Raw genomic sequence first — 20,838 nt, 5'->3', positions numbered from 1 at the left:
CCGTGCCGACCGGTCAACGAGGGACCCGTGTTCCCGCGAAGAGCGATAGGCGCGGCCGCTGGTCGGGTGTGCCGATCGAGGACCGCCAGGCGCTGCGCCGCGGCGAGCTCGTGGCGGCGGGCGTCACGTTGCTCGGCCGCGCCGACGGACCCGCACTCACCGTGCGGGCGGTGTGCCGCGAAGCCGGGCTAACCGAACGCTATTTCTACGAAAGCTTCTCGGACAGAGACCAATTCGTGCGGGCCGTCTACGACGACGTGTGCGCGCGTGCGATGGCGACGTTGATGTCAGCCACCACCCCGCGTGAAGCGGTCGAGCGGTTCGTCGCGCTGATGGTCGACGACCCGGTCCGCGGCCGGGTACTGCTGCTGGCCCCCGAGGTCGAGCCGGTTCTCGTGCGCTCCGGCGCGGAATGGATGCCCAGCTTCATCGAGCTGCTGCAGCGCAAGCTCACCACGATCAGCGATCCGGCGCTGCAGAACATGGTCGCGACGGGGCTGATCGGCGCGCTGACCGCTCTTTTCACCGCTTACTTGGACGGCCGGCTGACCGCCACGCGCGAACAGTTCATCGACTACTGCGTCGCGATGCTGCTGAGCCGGGCCAGTTATCTGGAGCGTTCGTCGGCAACCTGAGCGTCTAGCGCTGGTTCTCGGCGGTGACGTTCTGCTCGGACTGCGCCTGCTGCTGTTGCTGGGCCTCATACGCGGCCCGGCCGAGCTGCGACTGCCGCGAGTAGCCCGGCTGCTGCGGAGACGCCACATTCGCGTAGCAGTTGAGGTAGACGTACACCGTGTTCTCCGCGGCGGTGCCGGTGCCGTTGACGAAGTTGGCGTGCTGGATTCGGTCGATCACGCACTTGTCTTCGTCGGCTTTGTCCCCCACCCTCGTCGCCACGATCGGCGTCAGCCCCGCCTGCGACAGCACTTCCTTGGCCTGCCCGTAGTACTTACCCGTGACGTCGCTGAGTGTGTCCGCGCTCGCCAGGCCCTGGCCCAGCAAGGCCATCGCCACACCGGCGACCCCCACGGCGCCTACACCGACAACAATGAGGTTCCTCACGTCTGGCGACCTCCGGTATTCGTCTTGCGGCGGGATTTATTCAGCCTCATCAGGGCAGACGCCCCACGCGGATATTATCGCCCGCCGCCCTGCCGCGCATTACCCCGAACGGCGCGGTGGCTTGAATGTCACCGGCGTACACAGATATATTGCGTGCAACCAATAGGTACAGATAACTGGGAGGGTCTCCCGGACGCGAGGAGGACAAAGCGCCCATGCCGCAAGACCTCACCGACTTGCACCTTCTGCACGAGCTGGAGCCGGTGGTCGAGAAGCTTCTCAACCGTCACCTGGCGATGTCGAAAGAGTGGAACCCGCACGACTACATCCCGTGGTCGGACGGCAAGAACTACTACGCGCTCGGCGGGCACGACTGGGATCCCGAGGAAGCCAAGCTGTCAGACGTCGCCCAGGTGGCGATGGTCCAGAACCTGCTGACCGAGGACAACCTGCCGTCGTATCACCGCGAGATCGCGATGAACTTCGGCATGGACGGCGCCTGGGGCACCTGGGTGAACCGCTGGACAGCCGAGGAGAACCGGCACGGCATCGCGCTGCGCGACTACCTCGTCGTCACCCGCGCGGTCGACCCGGTAGAGCTGGAGAAGCTTCGCGTCGAGCAGATGACCCGCGGGTTCAGCCCGGGCCAGAACCAGCAGGGTGACCTGTTCGCCGAGAGCCTCTTCGACTCCGTCATCTACGTGACGTTCCAGGAGCTGGCCACCCGCATCTCGCACCGCAACACCGGCAAGGCCTGCAACGAGACCGTCGCCGACCAACTGCTGCAACGGGTTTCGGCCGACGAGAACCTGCACATGATCTTCTACCGCGACGTGTCCGAGGCCGGTCTGGAGATCGCGCCGAACCAGGCGATGAAGTCGCTGCACCGGGTGCTGCGCAACTTCAAGATGCCCGGCTACACCGTGCCGGAGTTCCGCCGCAAGGCCGTGATCATCGCGGTCGGCGGCGTGTACGACCCGCGCGTGCACCTCGACGACGTCGTGATGCCGGTGCTCAAGAAGTGGCGGATCTTCGAGCGCGAGGACTTCACCGGCGAGGCGGCCAAGCTGCGCGACGACCTCGGTGTGCTGGTCGAGGAGCTGGAAGAGGCCTGCGAGAAGTTCGAGGAGTCCAAGCGCCGGCGGCTCGAGCGCGAGGCTCGCCGGGCCGAGAAGCTGACCGCCAAGCGGGTCCTGGCGTCGGCTCGGGGCTAGTGCATGGCCCAGTGCAGGGCGTGAAGCATCCAGCGCCCGCGGCGGCGTTGCGGATCGGGCCCATCGCGTTGCGCAGCCCGGTGGTGCTGGCGCCGATGGCCGGGGTCACCAATGTCGCCTTCCGAACGCTGTGCCGCGAGCAGGAGATCGCCCGCGCGGGCACCGTCAGCGGGCTCTACGTCTGCGAGATGGTGACGGCCCGCGCGCTCGTCGAACGCCATCCGGCGACCATGCACATGATCACGTTCGCCCCCGACGAACAGCCGCGGTCACTGCAGCTGTACAGCGTGGACCCGGATACCACGTTCGCGGCGGCGCGGATGATCGCCGACGAGGGCCTGGCCGACCACATCGACATGAACTTCGGCTGCCCGGTGCCCAAGGTCACCCGACGCGGCGGCGGCGCCGCGCTGCCGTTCAAGCGCCGGCTGTTCGGGCGGATCGTCGGCGCCGCGGTGCGGGCCACCGAACACGCCGGAATCCCCGTGACGGTCAAGTTCCGGATCGGGATCGACGACGCACACCCCACGCATCTCGATGCCGGCCGGATCGCCGAGCAGGAAGGCGCCGCCGCCGTGGCACTGCACGCCCGCACGGCCGCCCAGCGGTACTCGGGCACCGCCGACTGGAGCCAGATCGCCGCGCTCAAGGAGCACGTCCGCTCGGTCCCGGTGCTGGGCAACGGCGACATCTTCGACGCCGACGACGCCGTCGCGATGATGGCCACCACGGGCTGCGACGGCGTGGTGATCGGCCGCGGCTGCCTGGGCCGGCCATGGCTGTTCGCGGAGCTCTCGGCCGCGCTGACCGGCGCTACGGCGCCGACGCCGCCCACGCTGGGCGAGGTCGCGCAGATCATCCGGAGGCACGGCGAGCTGCTGGCCGCTCACTTCGGCGAAGACAAGGGCATGCGCGACATCCGCAAGCACATCGCCTGGTACCTGCACGGATTCCCGGCCGGCGCCGAGCTCAGGCGGGCGCTGGCCCTGGTGAAGACGCTCGCCGAGCTCGACAGCCTGCTCGCGCAGCTGGACCCCGACGTCCCGTTCCCGGCCGCTGCGACCGGACCCCGCGGCCGGCAGGGCTCACCGGCGTCCGTGGCGCTGCCGCACAACTGGCTGTCGGATCCCGACGACTGCGCGGTGCCGGCCGGCGCGGAGCTTATGCACTCTGGAGGCTGAACCGAGACGGTTCCGAAATCGCAGCGCTCAGCATGCCTCAGTACGATAAGGCCCGGGCTGCGTCCCGCTCAGGTGGCGGATGCAAGGCTTTGCCTGCTACAAGACATAGTGCTGCGTGTAGATACGTCGCGCACCGTGAGCACGCGGTAGCGCCCAAGCTGTACCCATTTCGTAGGTCGGAGGCCGGTAACACATGAGTGATGGCGACAGGATCTTTCCTGATGCCACTCCCGGTTCCGGCGGCTCCGACGACAGTCACTGGCTTACCCGAACTCCGCGGCCCGCGACGTTAGCCGCGCCGTGGGAACGCGCGGGAATTCTGAAATCCGAGGCGCCGAGCGGCAACCACGCCGACGGCGTGCCCGTCGCCGAGCTTCTCGCCAAGGTGGGCGCGACGACGAACGGCCGGCGGACGTCGCGGCGCCGCGCCGGCGACGAGCCCCGATCCCAACCACCCGACGAGCAGGATGCGGTCACCGCGACCATCCCGGCCGTCCCGCCGTCCGAGATCCCTGATCTCGCCGTCGCGCGGCCACCCCGTGCCACGGTGGTCCTGCCGCGAGTAGACGACGACGCTGTCGCCGAGCAGCCGAACCGCAGAAAAAGGCGCCGCCGACCCGCGGCCACGGCCGGCCGCGCTGCTGCCGCCATCCTGTCCGTCGCCGCGCTGGCGATGACGGGAGCGGCCTGGCACTGGAGCACCTCCAAGGACAACCGGCTCAACCTGATCTCGGCGCTGGACCCCAACTCGCACGACGTCGTCGACCCCAACGCCCAGTACGGCGACGAGAACTTCCTCATCGTCGGCGTCGACAGCCGGTTCGGCGAGAACGCCAACATGGGCGCCGGCGACACCGAAGAGGCAGGCGGCGCCCGCTCGGACACGGTGATGCTGGTCAACATCCCGGCCAGCCGCAAACGCGTTGTGGCCGTGTCGTTTCCGCGTGACCTCGCGATCAAGCCGACGCTGTGCGATGCCTGGGATCCGCAGACCGGCAAGTACGGGCCCGTCTACGACGAACAGTCCGGCACATACGGGCCGCGACAGGTCTACACCGAGACCAAACTGAACTCGGCGTACTCGTTCGGCGGGCCGAAGTGCCTGGTGAAGGTGATCCAGAAGCTCTCGGGGTTGTCGATCAACCGGTTCATGGCGATCGACTTCGCGGGCTTCGCGAAGATGGTCGACGCGCTCGGCGGCGTGAAGGTGTGCAGCACCACCCCGCTGGAGGACTACGAGCTGGGCACGGTACTGCCCAAGGCCGGGTGGCAGACCGTTGACGGCCGCACCGCGCTGAACTACGTCCGCGCGCGGCAGGTCACCACCGAGAGCAACGGCGACTACGGCCGCATCAAGCGCCAGCAGCTGTTCCTGTCGTCGCTGCTGCGGTCGCTGATCTCCAACGACGTGTTCTTCAACCTCAACAAGCTCAACGACGTCGTCAACACGTTCATCAACGACAGCTACGTCGACAACGTCCAGACCAAGGACCTCGTCGACCTCGGCCAGTCGATCCAGGGCATCTCCGCCGGCCGGATCACGTTCCTCACGGTGCCGACGGGCCAGACCGACTCCGAGGGCAACGAACCGCTGCGCACCGAGGACAACCGCGCGCTGTTCGACGCGATCATCAACGACGACCCGCTGCCGGGCGAGAACAACCAGAACGAGACCACCACCCCCACCTCCGGCCCCACCGGTGGGTCGAGCTCCGTTCTCGCCAGCAGCAGCCCACCGGCCGCAGCCGCCCCACGCGACACCGGCGAGCTCGTCGACGCAGTGACCACCGAGCCGCAACGCGTCACCGTGCACGTCTCCAACTCCACCGGTCAAGACGGGCTCGCCGCGACCGCGGCAAATGAATTGGAGCAGCACGGTTTTCGAGTCCTCAGCCCCGACGACTATCCCAGCTCGCTAGAGTCCACCACGGTGTTCTTCTCGCCGGGCAACGAAGAGGCGGCTGCCACCGTCGCCGCGGCGTTCCCCCACCCGCAGATGGAACGGAAGACGGGAATGGGCAACGTCGTGCAGGTGGTGCTGGGCAACGACTTCAACGCTGTCAATGCGCCGCCGCCCAGTGGGTCCTCGGTACAGGTGCACCTGACGCACAACGCCCACACCACGCCCACCCCGCTGCCCGAGGACCTGAGCGTCACCAACGCCGCCGATATCCGCTGCGAGCGGTAACGGCCGTTCACCGCGTGTTCATGCGCGGCTCGTGACCGCGACAGATGTCAGAACGTAGGGTGGGAACATGCGCACGGCCTACCACGAGCAGCTCGACGCACTGACCGCGCAACTCGGTGAGATGTGCGGGATGGCCGGTGTCGCGATGGAACGTGCGACCCAGGCGCTGCTGCAGGCCGATCTGGTGCTGGCCGAACAAGTCATCGACGACCACGACCAGATCAGCGCCTTGAGCGTGCGGGCCGAGGAGGCCGCTTTCGTGCTGTTAGCGCTGCAGGCCCCGGTCGCCGGCGATTTGCGGGCGATCGTCAGCTCCATTCAGATGGTTGCTGACGTCGACCGCATGGGCGCGCTCGCGCTGCACGTCGCCAAGATCGCTCGCCGTCGCCATCCGCAGCATGCACTGCCGGAGGAAGTCAACGGCTACTTCGCCGAAATGGGCCGTGTCGCAGTCGAATTGGGTAACGCCGCACAAGAGGTGGTGGCGTCGCGCGATCCGGAGAAGGCCGCCCGGCTACGCGAAGAAGACGACGCGATGGACGACCTGCACCGTCATCTGTTCAGCGTGCTGATGGACCGCGAGTGGAAGCACGGCGTGGCCGCCGCGGTGGACGTGACGCTGCTGGGCCGGTTCTACGAGCGGTTCGCCGACCACGCAGTCGAAATCGGCCGGCGTGTGATCTTCCAGGCCACCGGCAAGCTGCCGGAAGAGGACGGTTTGCCCACCGGGACCCAACATTGAGTGTGCGTTGAGGACGCGGACCTCTCGCACTTCAGCGCCCTGAACGCACACTCAACGCATGCGGTCAGCCGAAGCGGCCGGAGATGTAGTCCTCCGTCGCCTTCTGGCTCGGATTGGAGAAGATCTTCTCGGTGTCGTCGAGCTCGATGAGCCGGCCCGGCTTTCCGGCGGCCTCGAGGTTGAAAAACGCCGTCTGATCGCTCACCCGTGCCGCCTGCTGCATGTTGTGCGTCACGATCACGATCGTGAAATCCAGCTTCAACTCGGCGATCAGGTCCTCGATGGCCAGCGTGGAGATGGGGTCCAGCGCCGAGCACGGCTCGTCCATCAGCAGCACGTCGGGCTGCACCGCGATCGCCCGCGCAATGCACAGGCGCTGCTGCTGACCGCCCGACAATGAACCGCCGGGCTTGTCGAGGCGGTCCTTCACCTCGTTCCACAGGTTCGCCCCCTTGAGCGAACGTTCGGCGACCTCGTCCAGCGTCTTGCGGTTGCGCACACCCTGGAGCTTCAGCCCGGCCACCACATTGTCGCGAATCGACATGGTAGGGAACGGATTTGGGCGTTGAAAGACCATGCCAATGGTCTTGCGCACACCGACCGGGTCGACGCCGGGGCCGTAGATGTCCTCGCCGTCGAGGAGCACCGAGCCCTCGACACGGGCGCCGGGGATGACCTCGTGCATGCGGTTGAGCGTGCGCAACACCGTCGACTTGCCGCAGCCCGACGGACCGATGAACGCGGTGACGCTGCGCGGCGGCACCGACAGCGAGACGTCAGCGACGGCGTGGAACTCGCCGTAGTAGATGTTGACGTCCTTGAGGTCCAGACGCTTGGCCATGGCCGGTGCCGTCCTCCTAGGTCTTCTTCGGGGCAAACAGCTTCGCGACGAGTCGCGCCCCGATATTCAGTATGGCAATCAACAGGATCAGTGTCAGCGCCGCGCCCCAGAGCCGGTCGGTGGGCACCGGATTGGCGCCCGCACCCGCGGACGTCTGGTCGTACATCATCCCGGGCAGCGAGCCCATGAACCCGTGGAACATGTCGAAGTTCATCGCCTGCGAGTAACCGACCAGGATCAGCAGCGGGGCGGTCTCGCCCATGACCCGCGCCAACGCCAGCATGACGCCGGTGACGATGCCTGACAGCGCGGTCGGAACCACGATCCTGGCAATCGTTTTCCACTTCGGCACGCCCAATGCGTAGCTGGCCTCGCGCAGGTCCATCGGCACCACCCGCAGCATCTCCTCGGTGGCCCGCACGATCACCGGAATCATCAAGAGCACCAATGCAAGTGACACCGCAAACCCGGACCGTTGAAAGCCCAGCGTGGCCACCCACAACGCGTAGACGAACAATGCGGCGACAATCGACGGCACGCCGGTGAGGATGTCGACCATGAACGTGGTCAGCTTACCCAATCGCGTTGCGCCGCCGTACTCGACGAGATAGATGGCGACGAAGATTCCGACCGGGATCGAGATCGCCGCGCACACCAAACCTTGCAGCAGGGTGCCGACGACCGCGTGGTAGACACCCCCGCCGGGAGTGAACGCCGTCATGCCCGCCTGCGAATGCCACCACCAGCCGGCGGATGCGACGGTCTTGAATCCCTTGACCACCACAGCGACGAGCACCCAGATCAGCGGTATCAGTGCGACGACCATCGAGAGCGCGACCAACGTGGCGGCAAGGTAATTGGCGGCCCTACGACGCAGGCTGACGCTTTGGAACGTCGGCACCTTCACCGGCCGGTCGAGCGTCGTCACGTCGACTTCTTTCCGGTAACAGCCGCTCGCGCAAGGGAATTGACGACGAACGTCAGGACGAACAGCACCAGGCCCGCGGCGATGTAGGCGCCGGCTTTGTATTGGTCGTTGAATTCCGATGCGGCAGCGGCGATCTTGCTGGCGAACGTGTACCCGCCGTCGAAGAGCGACCAGTGGAATGCGGCCTGGGTGCCACGCAGGATGATCAGCAACGCGATCGTCTCGCCGAGCGCCCGGCCGAGGCCGAGCATCGCGCCGCTGACATACCCGGACCGGCCGAACGGCAGCACCGTCGTCTTCACCACCTCCCACCGGGTGGCGCCGAGCGCCAACGCCGCTTCGATCTGCCCGGTGGGGGTCTGCACGAACACCTCCCGAGTAACCGCGGTGATGATCGGCAGAATCATCACCGCAAGCACGATGCCGGCGGTGAAGATTGTCCCGCCGCCGATCACCGAGGCATTACCCGTCGCGAAAAGCGGTATCCACGAGAGGTTTTCGTTCAGCCACGCTGCCAGCGGCCGCAGCTGCGGCGCCAGCACGTACAGGCCCCACACGCCGTAGATGATCGACGGCACCGCCGCGAGCAGATCCACCATGTAGGCCAGCGGCCCGGCGACGCGGCGCGGGGCGTACTGGGTGAGGAAGATCGCGATGCCCAAAGCCACCGGCATCGCCAACAGCAGTGCGAACAACGAGACCAACACCGTGACCTGAAGCAGTTCGGCCACGCCGAACTTCATCGCCGACGTGTCGGTGGTCACCCAGTTGCCGCCGTAGAGCAGGAAGTTCTCGGTGTTGCGCGCCAACGCGGGGATTGCGCGCCACAGCAGGAAGAACCCGATCGCGGCGATCAGCACCACGATGAGGATTCCGGAGCCCTGCGCCAGCCACTGGAACACGCGATCGCCGAGCCGGACTTTTGCGTGCCGAGACGGGTCCAGCGACAGCGGCGGCGGGGAACCGAACGGCTGGGCCAGGGCCTCAGCCGAACCCGAATTCAGTGGATTGATTTCTGACACGCCGACACTATCGCTGTTGACCTCGGCTTCCATTCTCACAGCAGACCCACCGCTTGCCCACACCGGCTATTGGATCGCGTCGACCGATTGCTGCAATCGCTGCTTGAACACGTCGGGCAGCGGAATGTAGCCGGCCGACGACAGCGCTGACTGACCCTGGTTGGCCGCGACCGTCAGGAAGGACTTCACCGCGGCGGCGGTGTCGGGGTCGTAGCCCTTGGAGCAGACGATCTCGTAGGTGGCCAGCACCAGCGGGTAGGCGCCCGGCTCCTTCGAGCCGTACAGCGAGTCCAGGTCTAGGACGAGGTCTTTGCCGTCGGAGGCAAACTTGGCCCCGGCGATCGCCTTGCCGGCCGATTCGTCGGTCAGCGCCACCGCGCCGCCACCGCTGTCGATCTGCGCGTACGGCAGATTCGCCTGCGTAGCGAAGCCTTTCTCGACGTAGCCGATGCCGCCCGGTGTGGCCTGCACCGCCTGGACCACTCCCGCGGACTTCTGCGCGCCTTCGCCCGCACCGCCCTGGAACTCCTTGCCGGCGCCTTTGGTCCACGATTCGGGCGCGGCCGTCGTCAAGTACTTCTGGAAATTGTCGGTGGTGCCCGACGAATCCGAGCGGTAGATCGCGGTGACCTTGGTGTCGGGCAGCGACACCCCGCTGTTGAGCGCGGCGATCGCCGGGTCGTTCCACGTGGTCACCACACCGGTGAAGATCTTCGCGATCACGTCGGCGTTGAGAGCGAGCTTGTCGACGCCCGGCAGGTTGTAGGCCAGCGCGACCGGGCCGAAGACCAGCGGAAGGTTCCAGGCGGGGTTGCCGCCGCAGCGCTTGGCGGCCGAATCCACCTGGTCTTTGGCCAGCGGCGAATCGGAGCCGGCGAAGTCGACTTGCTTGGCGATGAACTGCGCAACGCCGGCCCCGGAGCCCGTCGGGTTGTAGGACAGGTTCTTGCCGGGGCAGGCCTGGCCCCACGTCTGGTTGAAGACCCCGATCGCGTTCTGCTGCGCGGTGGAGCCCTCCGCTGTCAGCGAATTCTTGCCGGCGCAATTGGGCTTCGCGCCGTTGCCGGGCGACGCCGTGCCCGCGTTGTTGTCGCTGCCGCATGCCGACAGCGACAGCGCGGCGATCACGGCCGCTGACGCCGTCGCAGCACACGCCTTCCCGAACCCGTTGAGCTTCACCGTGTGTTGACCCTTTCTGAGCCGAAGCCGGAACCGGCCGCCGATACCTCCGGCAACGTATGCGGCCGGGGTAGACGAACGGCTCATGGCACGTGAACGGAGGGTGAACAGGCCCGTGAACACCGCGGATAGGGCCGACTACCGGCTTTGAGCGTAGGCGGTGTCCACGCCGAAGACCTCGAACCCGAGCCGCCGGTAGGTGCGCACGGCGGCCGCGTTGTCGGCTTCCGTGTAGAGCATCACCGTCGGCTCAGGCGCACCGGACAGCCGCTCCGCGAGGTAGTGCAGCCCGACCAGCGTCAGCGCTGTGCCCAGCCCGCGATTGTGGGCGTCGGGGTCGACCCCGAGCACGTACACCTCGCCCAGGTGGTCGGAATGCACCTTGGTCCAGTGAAAACCCAGCAACTTGTGGGTGTGCTCGTCGAACGCCAGGAACAGCCCCTGCGCGTCGAACCAGGATGCGGACCGCCGCTCGGCGAGGTGGTCGGGTGTCCAGCCGCCCTGCTCGGGATGCCACGCGAAGGCCGCGTTGTTGACCCGCAGCAGCTCGGCGTCGTCGTCGGCACCGCGATAGGTGCGCACCTGCACGCCCGCGGGAACCGTGGCCGGCGGCAGGTCGCGCAGTGGGCGGCTCATCTGCCATAGCTCGCGAACGGGCGTGAAGCCGAGCGCGGCAGCGGCTGCGCGGGCCGGCTCGAGGTTGCCGTGCGCCCAGAACCGAGTGGTGGCACCGGCCTCGTCGACCGCGGCTTTGACCAGCGCCGCGCCGACGCCGCGACGCCGGGCATCGGGGGCCACCACCAACTCGGCGACCGGCTCGGCGGTGTCGGTGCGCGGGGCGAGGTTGAGGTAGCCGACGACGCGGTCGCCGTCGGCGGCCAGCAGGTGCTTGGTCCGGCTCAGCGGCAATTCACGCAGCACCTGCTCGCCCACCGGCGCGATGCCGTCTTCGCGCGTGGCCGCCGCAACCACGTCGCGTATCTGGTCTTGGTCGCCCGGCGACAGGCTCGTCCGCCAGCCGAGCTCGGTCACGGAGTGCGCAGCGCGTCGGACACCGGGCGGGCCAGCTCGTCAGGCGCAGGAGCGTACTCGGCCTCCTCGTCGTCGTCGAGGTCAGCTTCAGCGGACGGCCGGCCGCGGGCGGGACGCACCGCCTTGTAGCCCACGTTGCGTACGGTGCCGATCAGCGACTCGTGTTCGCTGCCCAGCTTGGCCCGTAGCCGCCGCACGTGGACGTCGACCGTGCGTGTGCCGCCGAAGAAGTCGTAGCCCCACACCTCTTGCAGCAGCTGAGCCCTGGTGAACACGCGCCCGGCATGCTGCGCGAGGTATTTCAGCAGCTCGAATTCCTTGTAGGTGAGGTCGAGCGGCCGACCGCGCAGCCGTGCCGTATAGGTGCCTTCGTCGATGACCAACTCGCCCAGCGTGATCTTGCCGGCGTTTTCCTGGTTGGCTGCGCCGCCGCGGCGACCGACGAGCAGACGCAGCCGCGCGTCGATCTCGGCGGGTCCGGTGCCCGGCAGCAGGATGTCGTCGAGACCCCAGTCGACATTGACCGCGACCAGACCCCCTTCGTTGACTACGGCGACCACCGGCACCGAGCTTCCCGTGGTGCCCAGCAGCCGGCACAGTCCCCGCGCCGCAGCCAGGTCGGTGCGCGCGTCGACGATCGCCACATCGGCACTGCCCGCCTCCAGCAGCGACGACACCTCGCTGGGCGCCCTGCGCACGTGGTGCGGCAGCAGCGACAACGACGGCAGCACTGACTCCGGATGCGGGTCGGCAGTGAGTAGCAGTAGATCCAACACACCCTCCAGCGCGCGGGTGTACGACGCTTCGACGTACCTGCGATATCAGCACGACCGCGGGCTGACACCCTTGTTCGCTTGCCGCTTCTGCGCCGCCATCACTGTTCGCCGCATCCGCTCAAGCAATCTAACGATAACGCGCGACCTGCGAATTAGCCCTCCGGGATGCCTGCTCGTCGGGCCGAACCGCCAGAATGTGCGGGTGCGCGGACTGCTGATCGGGCTGACGGTGATGCTGGTCGCAGTGGCCGGCGGCGTCGGAGTGGACTTCGGCACCGCGATCTACGCCGAGTACCGGTTCGCGCGCACGCTGCGCGCCGAGGCGGGGCTGGGCTTTGACCCGTGGGTCGGCATTCTCGGATTTCCGTTCATCCCGCAGGCTCTGCGCCACCACTACGACGAGGTCGAGATCAAGGCCACCGGGGTCGACCGGCCCGTGATCGGCCGGGCCGGCCTCGAGGCCACCCTGCACGGCGTCGACCTGACTTCGGCATCGTGGCTTGTCCGGCCGCACGCAGCGCTACCGGTCGGCAAGACCGAAAGCCGCATCATCATCGACTCGACACATCTGGGCCGGTTCATGGGTATCAACGACCTGCTCGTCGAGGCCCCGCCCAAAGACACCAACGACGCGACCGGCGGTACCACGGAGTCGGGCATCTCCAGCAGCATCGGCCTGGTCTTCACCGGCACTCCGAAGTCAGCGGGGCTCGGCAAGCGGGTGAGCGTGTCGGTGGACCTGTCGATGACCGGGCCGGACCACACCACGCTGGTGTTCACGGCGACGGGCATCGTCACCGGCCCGGGTACCGCTGACCAGACGGTGCCCGACGACAAGCTGCCTGCCGTGCTCGCCGCCTTCAGCAAGCACCTGCCAGGCCAGAAGCTGCCGTTCGGTATCGCCCCGAACCGGGAGGGTGCTCGGGGCTCGGATGTGATCATCGAAGGCATTGCGCAGGGACTAACCGTGCGGCTGGACGAGTTCACAGTGTCATGACGCCTTCTCTGGTCGCCGTGCTGTGGGTGATCGCTGCGGCCCTCGCTGTGGCCGTCGTGGTCGGGGTGCTGATCAACCGGCGTTCCGGGGCGCTGCGGGACAGCACTGAAGTCGATGCCGTGCCGGACACCGCAGATCTGGGGCTGTCCCGGACGGGACCGACGATCGTGCACTTCAGCGCGGTGTGGTGCGGGCCGTGCGCGGCGGTGCGCCGGGTGGTCAACCAGGTGTGCCGCGACCTGCCCGACGTGGCGCACGTGGAGATCGATATGGACGCGAATCCTGTTGCAGCGCAACGTCTTTCGGTGTTGTCGCTGCCGACCACGGTCATCTTCGACGCGGACGGTCGGCAGCGCTACCGCACGGCCGGCGTCCCCAAGCCCGCTGACCTGCGGTCGAAGCTGGTACCGCTGTTGGCTCGATCGCACCGCGATTAGGTAAGCTTGCCGACGTGTCCGCCCGCCTCGAGCAGATGCTCACCAAGCGCCGCGCAGTCGATCTGTGCCGCACCGCGGGTTGTTTCTGTCGCTGTTGCCGCTGAGCGCGTCTCGCTCGTCGCGGCACGGAGCCGTGCGATTCCAGCCAGCTCGTCCAGCACAGGAGTATCTGTATGTCGACCACCACCAGTGAAGTAGATGTTCGCGGTCCCCGGTTCGCCGCGTGGCTGACCAGCGGCGTCCTGGTGGTCACGCTGCTGGTGTCAGCCGTCAGTCCGTCGGCTGCCGCGGTCATCCTCGCGCTGCAGGCCGCGGTGTTCGCCGTCAGCGCACTGCGTGGGCCGCGGCGCAGCCCGTACGGGCTGATCTTCGCCAAGCTCGTCGCTCCCTGGCTCGGGCCGGTCACCGAACGCGAGCCCGTCGCGCCGCTCAAGTTCGCCCAGCTCGTCGGCTTTGTGTTCGCGGTCCTCGGCGTAGCAGGATTCGCTGCGGGGTGGGTGCTGCTCGGCGAGATCGCCACAGCGTTCGCATTGGTGGCCGCGTTCCTCAACGCGGCGTTCGGCATCTGCCTGGGCTGCCAGCTGTATCCGCTGGTCGCCCGCATTCGACACCGTCAGGTAAGGAAAGGAAATTCATGGCTCGCTCCGACGTCCTAGTCACAGCTGACTGGGCGGAGAGCAATCTCGACGCTCCCAACACCGTCTTCGTCGAAGTCGACGAGGACACCAGCGCCTACGACAACGGCCACATCCCCGGCGCGATCAAGCTGGACTGGCGCAAAGACCTGCAGGACCCGGTGAAGCGCGATTTCGTCGACGCAGAGCAGTTCTCGAAGCTGCTGTCCGAGCGCGGAATCTCCAACGACGACACCGTGATCCTGTACGGCGGCAACAACAACTGGTTCGCGGCGTACGCCTACTGGTACTTCAAGCTGTACGGGCACGAGAAGGTGAAGCTGCTCGACGGTGGCCGCAAGAAGTGGGAGCTCGACGGGCGTCCCCTGTCCACCGACACCGTGCAGCGTGAGCCCACCAGTTACACCGCCAAGCAGCCCGACAACAGCATCCGCGCTTTCCGCGACGAGGTGCTCGCCGCCATCGGTGAGAAGAACCTCGTCGATGTGCGCTCCCCCGACGAGTTCTCGGGCAAGATCCTCGCGCCCGCGCACTTGCCGCAGGAGCAGAGCCAGCGCGCCGGCCATATTCCGAGCGCCATCAACGTCCCCTGGAGTAAGGCCGCCAACGAGGACGGCACCTTCAAGTCCGACGAGGATCTGAAGAAGCTGTACGCGGAAGCCGGTCTGGACGACTCCAAGGAGACGATCGCGTACTGCCGCATCGGGGAGCGGTCGTCGCACACCTGGTTCGTGCTGCACGAGCTGCTCGGGCATCGAAACGTCAAGAACTACGACGGAAGTTGGACGGAATACGGCTCTCTGGTGGGGGCCCCGATCGAGTTGGGAAGCTGAATATGTGCTCTGCACCAAAGCAAGGACAGACGCTGCCGGCCAGTGTCGACGTCGAAAAGGAGACGGTGATCACCGGCCGGGTGGTCGACGGCTCCGGACAGCCGGTGGGCGGCGCGTTCGTGCGCCTGCTGGACAGCTCCGACGAGTTCACCGCCGAGGTCGTCGCGTCGGCAACCGGTGACTTCCGGTTCTTCGCAGCGCCCGGCCAGTGGACCGTGCGGGCGCTGTCGTCGGTGGGCAGCGGCGACGCGGTCGTCGCCCCGAACGGCGCGGGCATCCACGAGGTCGACGTCAAGGTCGCCTGACCGCACCACCCCTTCACCGCGAGGGTGCGTGTCGGTACACCGACACGCCGGTGCTCGGTGTACCGCAGCGCACGCTCGTCATGGCGCGGCCGTGCGTCGAGACCAGCCGGCACTAGACTCGTGCCCGTGGTGCTCTTCTACGAGATCCTGCTGGTGGCGTGCACTGTGGTGATCGCGTGGTTCGCGCTGTATGTGGTGTACCGACTGATTTCCGACGACTCGTGAGCTCATCTCATCCAGAGCCTGGATCCGGTGACCGGGCGGTGGCCGCGGCGGCCGAGCGTGCCAAGACGACGGCGTCGCGCAACATCCCCGTCTTCGAAGACCTGCCGCTGCCCGCAGACACCGCGAACCTGCGCGAGGGCGCCAATCTGCACGGCGCGTTGCTGGCGCTGCTGCCGCTGGTCGGTGTCTGGCGCGGCGAGGGCGAGGGCCGTGGACCGCACGGCGACTACCGCTTCGGCCAGCAAATCATCGTCTCCCACGACGGGCGCGACTACCTGAACTGGGAGGCGCGGTCGTGGCGGCTCACCGACAAGGGTGAGTACGACGAGCCCGCTCTGCGTGAGACGGGCTTCTGGCGGTTCGTCAAAGATCCCACCGACCCGGCCGAAACTCAGGCGATCGAGCTGCTGCTCGCGCATTCGGCCGGTTACGTCGAGTTGTTCTACGGCCGCCCGCTGAACCAGTCGTCGTGGGAATTGGTCACAGATGCGTTGGCGCGCAGTCGATCTGGAGTGCTCGTCGGCGGCGCCAAGCGACTCTACGGCATTGTCGAGGGCGGCGATCTGGCCTACGTCGAGGAGCGGGTCGACGCTGACGGCGGTCTGGTGCCGCACCTGTCGGCGCGGCTGTCGCGCTACGCGGGCTGACACGTAAAGACCCGGAAATGGGGCGGCCCCCGAGCCGTGGTTCCCAGTTGGACAGACCGGGAGCTCGGGGGCCGGGTGACTGCGGGGAATTACCAGCGCCTGCCGGCGGGGGATTCTCCGCTGGCGGCTGCTAGCCGGCAGTCACCTCACGTGTCCATAAGCCAATCAATTCTCGGACCACCTCCTTTCCCGTGTACGCGCGAAGGTACCACTGACGCCGAAAGAGCCGGTAGCGATTTTCTTCCGGGCCGCGCCGGCCGCCTTGCGACGGTTCCAACTACGCGGCCTGTGCTGGTCGCAAAGAAGGACCGCGTCGCCTACCGCCTCGAGGTTTCGCTCAGCGGTCGCTGACGATCGCGAGGTCGACGAGCTCGCGTAGCTCCGCCGCCTGCGGCGCTTCCGGTAGCTCCCGGCCGTCGAGGGTGTGCACCCGCGCGGCCAGAGTGATACTCGATACTAGCCAAACCCCGTGCGCGCCAAGCAGATCGGCAAGCCGAAGGGGCCGGTACTCACAGCGGTAGCCCTTCTCGGCGGCCACGGTGAACAGCGCCTGCTGCGTGGTGCCATGCAGAATCGGCATCGTCGGCGGCGGTGTCTGCAGTCCGTCGGGCGTCGCGATCACCACCGTCGAGCGCGGCCCTTCGAGGACGTAGCCGTCGGTGCTGACGAAGATCACGTCGCCCGCGCCGCGCTCGGCCGCGTACCGCAGCGCCGCCATGTTCACCGCGTACGACAGCGTCTTCGCGCCTGCCAACAACCACGGCGCGCCCGCCGCCGTCGTCGGCATGCCGCGCGCCAATGTCAGCGCGGCCAGCCCGTCACGGCGCGCCGACGCCACGCGGTCCGGCAGCTGGCCGACGGTGACGTACGCGGTCGGCGGCCCGCCGCTTTCGCGGCCGCGGCTGTACACCCAGCGCATGACGCCTTCGTCTGCACTGTGCGCCGCCCACCGCGCCGAGGCCGCCGCCGCGGTCTGGCGCCAGGCGTCGGCATCCGGCGCGGGCAAGCCCATCAACGAGGCCGACTGCTTCAGCCGCTGCAGATGCGCGTCGAGCAGACATGGCGTTCCGTCGCGCACCAGCAGCGTTTCGAAGATGCCGTCGCCCCGCACGGCGGCCAGGTCGTCGGCGAACAGCAGCGGCGCCTGCGGATCGTGGAACTGCCCGTCCAAGGTGACGAGAACTGACATGGGCAACACCGTAACGGCTGACCGTACAGTTGAATGCGTGACAGCCGTTCCAGCCCCAGCCCCCGACAGCGGGGTCACCTGGCATTTCGGCGACCCTTTCGGTGAGCAGCGTGCCGCGCTCACAGACGCGGTCGTCGTCGACCGCTCGCACCGCGGGGTCATCACGCTGACCGGTGGTGAGCGCCTGTCGTGGCTGCACCAACTCTGCTCTCAGCACGTCGCGGACCTTCCTGACCGCGCGACCGTCGAGAACCTCAGCCTCGACGGCCAGGGCCGCGTCGAGGACCACTGGCTCCAAACCGAACTGGGCGGTGTCAGCTACCTCGACACTGAGCCGTGGCGGGCGCAGCCGCTGCTGGCCTACCTCCAGCGGATGGTGTTCTGGGCCGACGTGGCCCCCGAAGCCGCCGACTACGGGGTGCTGTCGCTGCTGGGTCCCGCGCTCACCGACCCCAAGGTGGCCAATGCCCTCGGTGTCGACGACCTGGAGCAAGACGCGGTGACACCGCTGCCGGAAGGCGGGTTCGTGCGCCGCATGCCCACCAGCGCCGACGGTCCGGCCGTGGCGCTGGACGTGGTGATCCCACGCGCGCAGGTGGCCGCGGTACAACAGCGGCTGCAGGCGAATGGAGTCAGGCCCGCGGGCATCTGGGCGTACGAAGCACATCGGGTGGCGGCGCTGCGGCCGCGGCTGGGCGTGGACACCGATGAGCGGACGATTCCGCACGAGGTGGGCTGGATCGGTGCCGCCGTCCACCTCGACAAGGGCTGCTACCGCGGACAGGAGACCGTCGCGCGGGTGCACAATCTCGGCCGGCCGCCTCGCATGCTGGTGCTGACGCACTTGGAGAGTACCGAGAAGCGTCCCGTCACCGGAGCGCCGCTCACCGCGGGCGGCCGGACCGTCGGGCGGGTCGGCACCGTCGTCGACCACGTCGATCTCGGCCCCGTGGCGCTCGCACTGGTGAAGCGGGGCGTGACGGCCGACACACCGCTGACGGTCGGCACCGAGGACGGCGAGCTGGCGGTGGCGATCGACCCGGACACCGTCCCCGCTGACGACGGCTTGGGCGCCGGCCGCGCCGCGGTCGACCGGCTGCGGGGCGTCAGCAGGTGAGTGCGTCAGACGGGCAAGCCCTGACAGCGCATGGGGCGCGGGCACGGTAAAGTGTTGGCAGGACTAACAAACACACACTCAGATCGGAGCCGCCTTCAGATCGGGCCGCTCCGTTATTGCGCGAGGGGGTTCCCCCATGGGCCGCGGCCGGGCGAAGGCGAAACAGACGAAGGTTGCCCGGGAGCTGAAATACAGCTCCCCGCAGACTGATTTCGAGCGGCTCCAACGCGAGCTGTCGGGCGGTGCCGACGACGTCGACGTCGACAGCGGCGATCGCTGGGACGACGACGGCGGCGACTGGCGGCGCTGACCCTCCCGCTGAATCCGGCTCAGAAGCGCGGATGCCGTCCCACAAGTTCCACCCGGGTACTGCTTTTTCCAGCTTTGTTCACCGTGCCCAGCACCCAGCAGCTCAAATGACGGGCCGTCAGGACGGCCAGCGCACGGTCCGTGTCGTCGGGGCTGACCACGGCGACCATGCCGACGCCCATGTTGAAGGTCTTCTCCATCTCGGTGCGGTCGATGCGGCCGCGCTGGGCGATCATCTGGAACACCGGCGCCGGCGTCCAGGTTCCGCGGTCGAGTTCGGCCCGCAGGCCGTGCGGGATCACCCGCGCCAGGTTGCCCGCCAATCCTCCGCCGGTGACGTGGCAGAACGTCCGCACCTGCGTCTCGGCGGCCAGCGCTAGGCAGTCTTTGGCGTAGATGCGGGTGGGCTCGAGCAGTTCTTCACCGAGTGTGCGCCCGAATTCCTCGACATGGCCCTCGAGGTTCATCCGGTCGATTTCCAGCAGCACGTGGCGAGCCAGCGAATAGCCGTTGGAGTGCAATCCCGTCGACGCCATCGCGATCACCACGTCACCGGGACGCACGCGGTCGGGCCCCAGCACGTCGTCGGCCTCCACGATCCCGATCCCGGTGGCCGACACGTCGTACGCGTCTGGCGCCATCAGGCCCGGGTGTTCGGCGGTTTCACCGCCCAGCAGCGCACAGCCGGCCTGCACGCAACCTTCCGCGATGCCCGCTGCCAGGGCCGCGATCCGCTCGGGGACGACGCGGCCGACGGCGATGTAGTCCTGCAGCAACAGTGGCTCGGCGCCGCACACCACGAGGTCGTCGACGACCATTGCGACCAGGTCCAGACCGATGGTGTCGTGCTTGTCCATCGCCTGGGCGATCGCGACCTTGGTGCCGACGCCGTCGGTCGATGCGGCCAGCAGCGGTTCGCGGTAGTTGCCCTTCAGTGCGAACAGCCCGGCGAACCCGCCGAGACCGTCGACCACCTCGGGCCGGCTGGCCTTCTGCGCCAGCGGTTTGAGCAACTCCACGGCTCGTTCGCCGGCCTCGATATCCACCCCCGAGGACGCGTACGAGATGCCGGGATCCCGAGCCCGTTCGCTCACGTGGCGTCGATCCGCCCGGCCACTTCGATCATCGCGTGCAAGGCTACCGGTATGTGCCGCCGCGATGTCTGAACGGCGGGCGATCCGGTGCTCAGCTCGGCCGCTTCCCGCGCACCCACTGCAGCGAGCCGACATTCTTCGTGCGCACGCCCACGAACCCGTGTTCTTCGAGGATGTCGCCGAGTTCGTCGTCACCGAAGAAGCGGGCACCCGCGTTCGGGAGCATCTGCCACAGCCTTCCCGGCTGGCCGACCGTGGGGACCATGACGGCCAGCCGCCCGCCGGGCCGCAACACGCGTGCGATCTGTGCGATGGCAGCCGCGGGCTCGGGAACCAGCTGCAGCACCGCGATCGACACCACGGCATCGACGGTGTTGTCGCGCAGCGGCAGCCGCTGGGCGTCGGCCCGCAAGAATGCGACATTCGGCTTCCGGTTGGCGCGAACCGCCCGGGCCAGCATCGGCTCGGAGATGTCGATGCCCAGCGCCAGCCCGTCGGGGCCCGCGGCCTCTGCCAGCGAGGCGGTGACGTTTCCCGGGCCGCTGCCGACGTCCAGCGCGACTCCCCCGCGCGGAATGTCCAGCCAGTCGACGGGGTGCTGCCACGCGCTGAACAGCTTGCGCGCCAATGCCTGCGCGTTGTCGTAGAACAGCGACCCGAGCGTCGACGCCCAGACCTTCTGGATTGCGCCGGTGTTCGTGGGGACTTCGGCGGAGCTGCCCAGCAGGTCAAGGTAGCCCTTGCTGATATCGGGGTCGGTCGGAGGGTCGGCGAGCAGTTCCAGGGCTCGGCTCAGGGCTGGCGGCATCGTGGCGGTCATGCGTTCAATCCTGCCGTGCCGCAGCTCCGAATAGCATGCGGGAAGCGTCGACGCGAGGGGAGCCG

General features: G+C 67.8%; 24 protein-coding genes. 14 read left to right on the top strand and 10 right to left on the bottom strand.

The annotated features are described in order from the left end of the window. Positions 1-2: 2 nt before the first annotated feature. Positions 3-635, top strand: a complete 633-nt coding sequence (locus tag AC5Y4C_RS07890) for a TetR/AcrR family transcriptional regulator (RefSeq protein WP_499906833.1) — start codon at positions 3-5, stop codon at positions 633-635. Positions 636-639: 4 nt separating this feature from the next. Here AC5Y4C_RS07890 and AC5Y4C_RS07885 read toward each other — a convergent pair whose 3' ends face one another. Further along, on the bottom strand, positions 640-1,062 hold the full coding sequence (locus tag AC5Y4C_RS07885) for a PASTA domain-containing protein (protein WP_499906835.1): 423 nt from the start codon (positions 1,060-1,062) through the stop codon (positions 640-642). A gap of 215 nt (positions 1,063-1,277) precedes the next feature. Between AC5Y4C_RS07885 and AC5Y4C_RS07880 the strand changes: the two genes are divergently transcribed. The 4 genes from AC5Y4C_RS07880 (at position 1,278) to phoU (ending at position 6,387) form a co-directional block, all read left to right on the top strand. Further along, a complete protein-coding gene (locus tag AC5Y4C_RS07880; protein WP_499906837.1) occupies positions 1,278-2,276 on the top strand; it encodes an acyl-ACP desaturase in 999 nt (332 codons plus the stop codon). A 20-nt stretch (positions 2,277-2,296) separates the two neighbouring features. Continuing rightward, the gene (dusB, locus tag AC5Y4C_RS07875; protein ID WP_499961582.1) at positions 2,297-3,457 is read left to right on the top strand and encodes a tRNA dihydrouridine synthase DusB; all 1,161 of its coding nucleotides are present in this window, start codon (positions 2,297-2,299) and stop codon (positions 3,455-3,457) included. A 193-nt stretch (positions 3,458-3,650) separates the two neighbouring features. Then, positions 3,651-5,645, top strand: coding sequence for an LCP family protein (locus AC5Y4C_RS07870; protein ID WP_499906841.1), 1,995 nt, complete (start codon positions 3,651-3,653; stop codon positions 5,643-5,645). 67 nt (positions 5,646-5,712) lie between these two features. Continuing rightward, positions 5,713-6,387, top strand: a complete 675-nt coding sequence (gene phoU / locus AC5Y4C_RS07865) for a phosphate signaling complex protein PhoU (RefSeq protein ID WP_499906843.1) — start codon at positions 5,713-5,715, stop codon at positions 6,385-6,387. Between the two features lie 64 nt (positions 6,388-6,451). Here the strand turns inward: phoU and pstB are convergent, their stop codons facing one another. The 6 genes from pstB to AC5Y4C_RS07835 all read right to left on the bottom strand — a co-directional run bounded on the left by pstB (position 6,452) and on the right by AC5Y4C_RS07835 (position 12,165). Beyond that, positions 6,452-7,228 (bottom strand): phosphate ABC transporter ATP-binding protein PstB, encoded by a 777-nt coding sequence (gene pstB / locus AC5Y4C_RS07860; RefSeq protein ID WP_499961581.1) that lies wholly within the window; start codon positions 7,226-7,228, stop codon positions 6,452-6,454. Positions 7,229-7,244: 16 nt separating this feature from the next. Then, positions 7,245-8,156 (bottom strand): phosphate ABC transporter permease PstA, encoded by a 912-nt coding sequence (pstA, locus tag AC5Y4C_RS07855; RefSeq protein WP_499961579.1) that lies wholly within the window; start codon positions 8,154-8,156, stop codon positions 7,245-7,247. Further along, positions 8,153-9,178 (bottom strand): phosphate ABC transporter permease subunit PstC, encoded by a 1,026-nt coding sequence (gene pstC / locus AC5Y4C_RS07850; protein WP_499961577.1) that lies wholly within the window; start codon positions 9,176-9,178, stop codon positions 8,153-8,155. The genes pstA and pstC overlap by 4 nt, the downstream gene beginning before the upstream one ends. Before the next feature lie 66 nt (positions 9,179-9,244). Then, entirely contained in the window at positions 9,245-10,357 is a 1,113-nt protein-coding gene (gene pstS, locus AC5Y4C_RS07845; protein ID WP_499961753.1) for a phosphate ABC transporter substrate-binding protein PstS, read from the bottom strand. 138 nt (positions 10,358-10,495) lie between these two features. Next, entirely contained in the window at positions 10,496-11,389 is an 894-nt protein-coding gene (gene mshD, locus AC5Y4C_RS07840; protein ID WP_499961576.1) for a mycothiol synthase, read from the bottom strand. Next, complete coding sequence (locus AC5Y4C_RS07835; protein ID WP_499906854.1) at positions 11,386-12,165, bottom strand: winged helix-turn-helix transcriptional regulator; 780 nt, start codon at positions 12,163-12,165, stop codon at positions 11,386-11,388. The genes mshD and AC5Y4C_RS07835 overlap by 4 nt, the downstream gene beginning before the upstream one ends. A 196-nt stretch (positions 12,166-12,361) precedes the next feature. On the opposite strand from AC5Y4C_RS07835, the gene lmeA reads away from it, so the two are divergent. The 7 genes from lmeA to AC5Y4C_RS07800 all read left to right on the top strand — a co-directional run bounded on the left by lmeA (position 12,362) and on the right by AC5Y4C_RS07800 (position 16,244). Continuing rightward, the gene (lmeA, locus tag AC5Y4C_RS07830) at positions 12,362-13,162 is read left to right on the top strand and encodes a mannan chain length control protein LmeA (protein WP_499961574.1); all 801 of its coding nucleotides are present in this window, start codon (positions 12,362-12,364) and stop codon (positions 13,160-13,162) included. Next, the gene (locus AC5Y4C_RS07825; RefSeq protein ID WP_499906862.1) at positions 13,159-13,599 is read left to right on the top strand and encodes a thioredoxin family protein; all 441 of its coding nucleotides are present in this window, start codon (positions 13,159-13,161) and stop codon (positions 13,597-13,599) included. Before lmeA ends, AC5Y4C_RS07825 begins: the two co-directional genes overlap by 4 nt. A gap of 14 nt (positions 13,600-13,613) precedes the next feature. Then, positions 13,614-13,703, top strand: a complete 90-nt coding sequence (locus AC5Y4C_RS07820) for an Ms5788A family Cys-rich leader peptide (RefSeq protein WP_499906864.1) — start codon at positions 13,614-13,616, stop codon at positions 13,701-13,703. 63 nt (positions 13,704-13,766) lie between these two features. After that, on the top strand, positions 13,767-14,255 hold the full coding sequence (locus AC5Y4C_RS07815) for a DUF4395 domain-containing protein (RefSeq protein ID WP_499907462.1): 489 nt from the start codon (positions 13,767-13,769) through the stop codon (positions 14,253-14,255). Further along, on the top strand, positions 14,234-15,067 hold the full coding sequence (locus AC5Y4C_RS07810; RefSeq protein ID WP_499906866.1) for a sulfurtransferase: 834 nt from the start codon (positions 14,234-14,236) through the stop codon (positions 15,065-15,067). The genes AC5Y4C_RS07815 and AC5Y4C_RS07810 overlap by 22 nt, the downstream gene beginning before the upstream one ends. Before the next feature lie 2 nt (positions 15,068-15,069). Further along, a complete protein-coding gene (locus AC5Y4C_RS07805) occupies positions 15,070-15,372 on the top strand; it encodes a DUF1416 domain-containing protein (RefSeq protein WP_499906868.1) in 303 nt (100 codons plus the stop codon). 221 nt (positions 15,373-15,593) lie between these two features. Further along, a complete protein-coding gene (locus AC5Y4C_RS07800) occupies positions 15,594-16,244 on the top strand; it encodes a heme-binding beta-barrel domain-containing protein (RefSeq protein ID WP_499961573.1) in 651 nt (216 codons plus the stop codon). A 337-nt stretch (positions 16,245-16,581) separates the two neighbouring features. Here AC5Y4C_RS07800 and AC5Y4C_RS07795 read toward each other — a convergent pair whose 3' ends face one another. After that, complete coding sequence (locus tag AC5Y4C_RS07795) at positions 16,582-17,433, bottom strand: aminodeoxychorismate lyase (RefSeq protein ID WP_499961572.1); 852 nt, start codon at positions 17,431-17,433, stop codon at positions 16,582-16,584. On the opposite strand from AC5Y4C_RS07795, the gene ygfZ reads away from it, so the two are divergent. Together ygfZ and AC5Y4C_RS07785 are read left to right on the top strand one after the other, a co-directional pair. Beyond that, a complete protein-coding gene (gene ygfZ / locus AC5Y4C_RS07790) occupies positions 17,432-18,550 on the top strand; it encodes a CAF17-like 4Fe-4S cluster assembly/insertion protein YgfZ (protein WP_499961570.1) in 1,119 nt (372 codons plus the stop codon). The genes AC5Y4C_RS07795 and ygfZ overlap by 2 nt on opposite strands. Before the next feature lie 136 nt (positions 18,551-18,686). Next, complete coding sequence (locus AC5Y4C_RS07785; protein ID WP_499906876.1) at positions 18,687-18,860, top strand: DUF3073 domain-containing protein; 174 nt, start codon at positions 18,687-18,689, stop codon at positions 18,858-18,860. A 19-nt stretch (positions 18,861-18,879) separates the two neighbouring features. On the opposite strand, the gene purM is transcribed toward AC5Y4C_RS07785, so the two are convergent. Both purM and AC5Y4C_RS07775 read right to left on the bottom strand, forming a co-directional pair. Continuing rightward, positions 18,880-19,953 (bottom strand): phosphoribosylformylglycinamidine cyclo-ligase, encoded by a 1,074-nt coding sequence (purM, locus tag AC5Y4C_RS07780; protein ID WP_499951638.1) that lies wholly within the window; start codon positions 19,951-19,953, stop codon positions 18,880-18,882. 91 nt (positions 19,954-20,044) lie between these two features. Beyond that, positions 20,045-20,773: a class I SAM-dependent methyltransferase gene (locus AC5Y4C_RS07775; RefSeq protein WP_499961568.1), complete on the bottom strand. Its 729-nt coding sequence runs from the start codon at positions 20,771-20,773 to the stop codon at positions 20,045-20,047. Positions 20,774-20,838 lie beyond the last annotated feature (65 nt).

It is taken from the genome of Mycobacterium sp. NGS35, assembly GCF_059812855.1.
The sequence above is the reverse complement of the archived record's forward strand: the minus strand, read 5'-3'. Positions and strand labels throughout refer to the sequence as shown.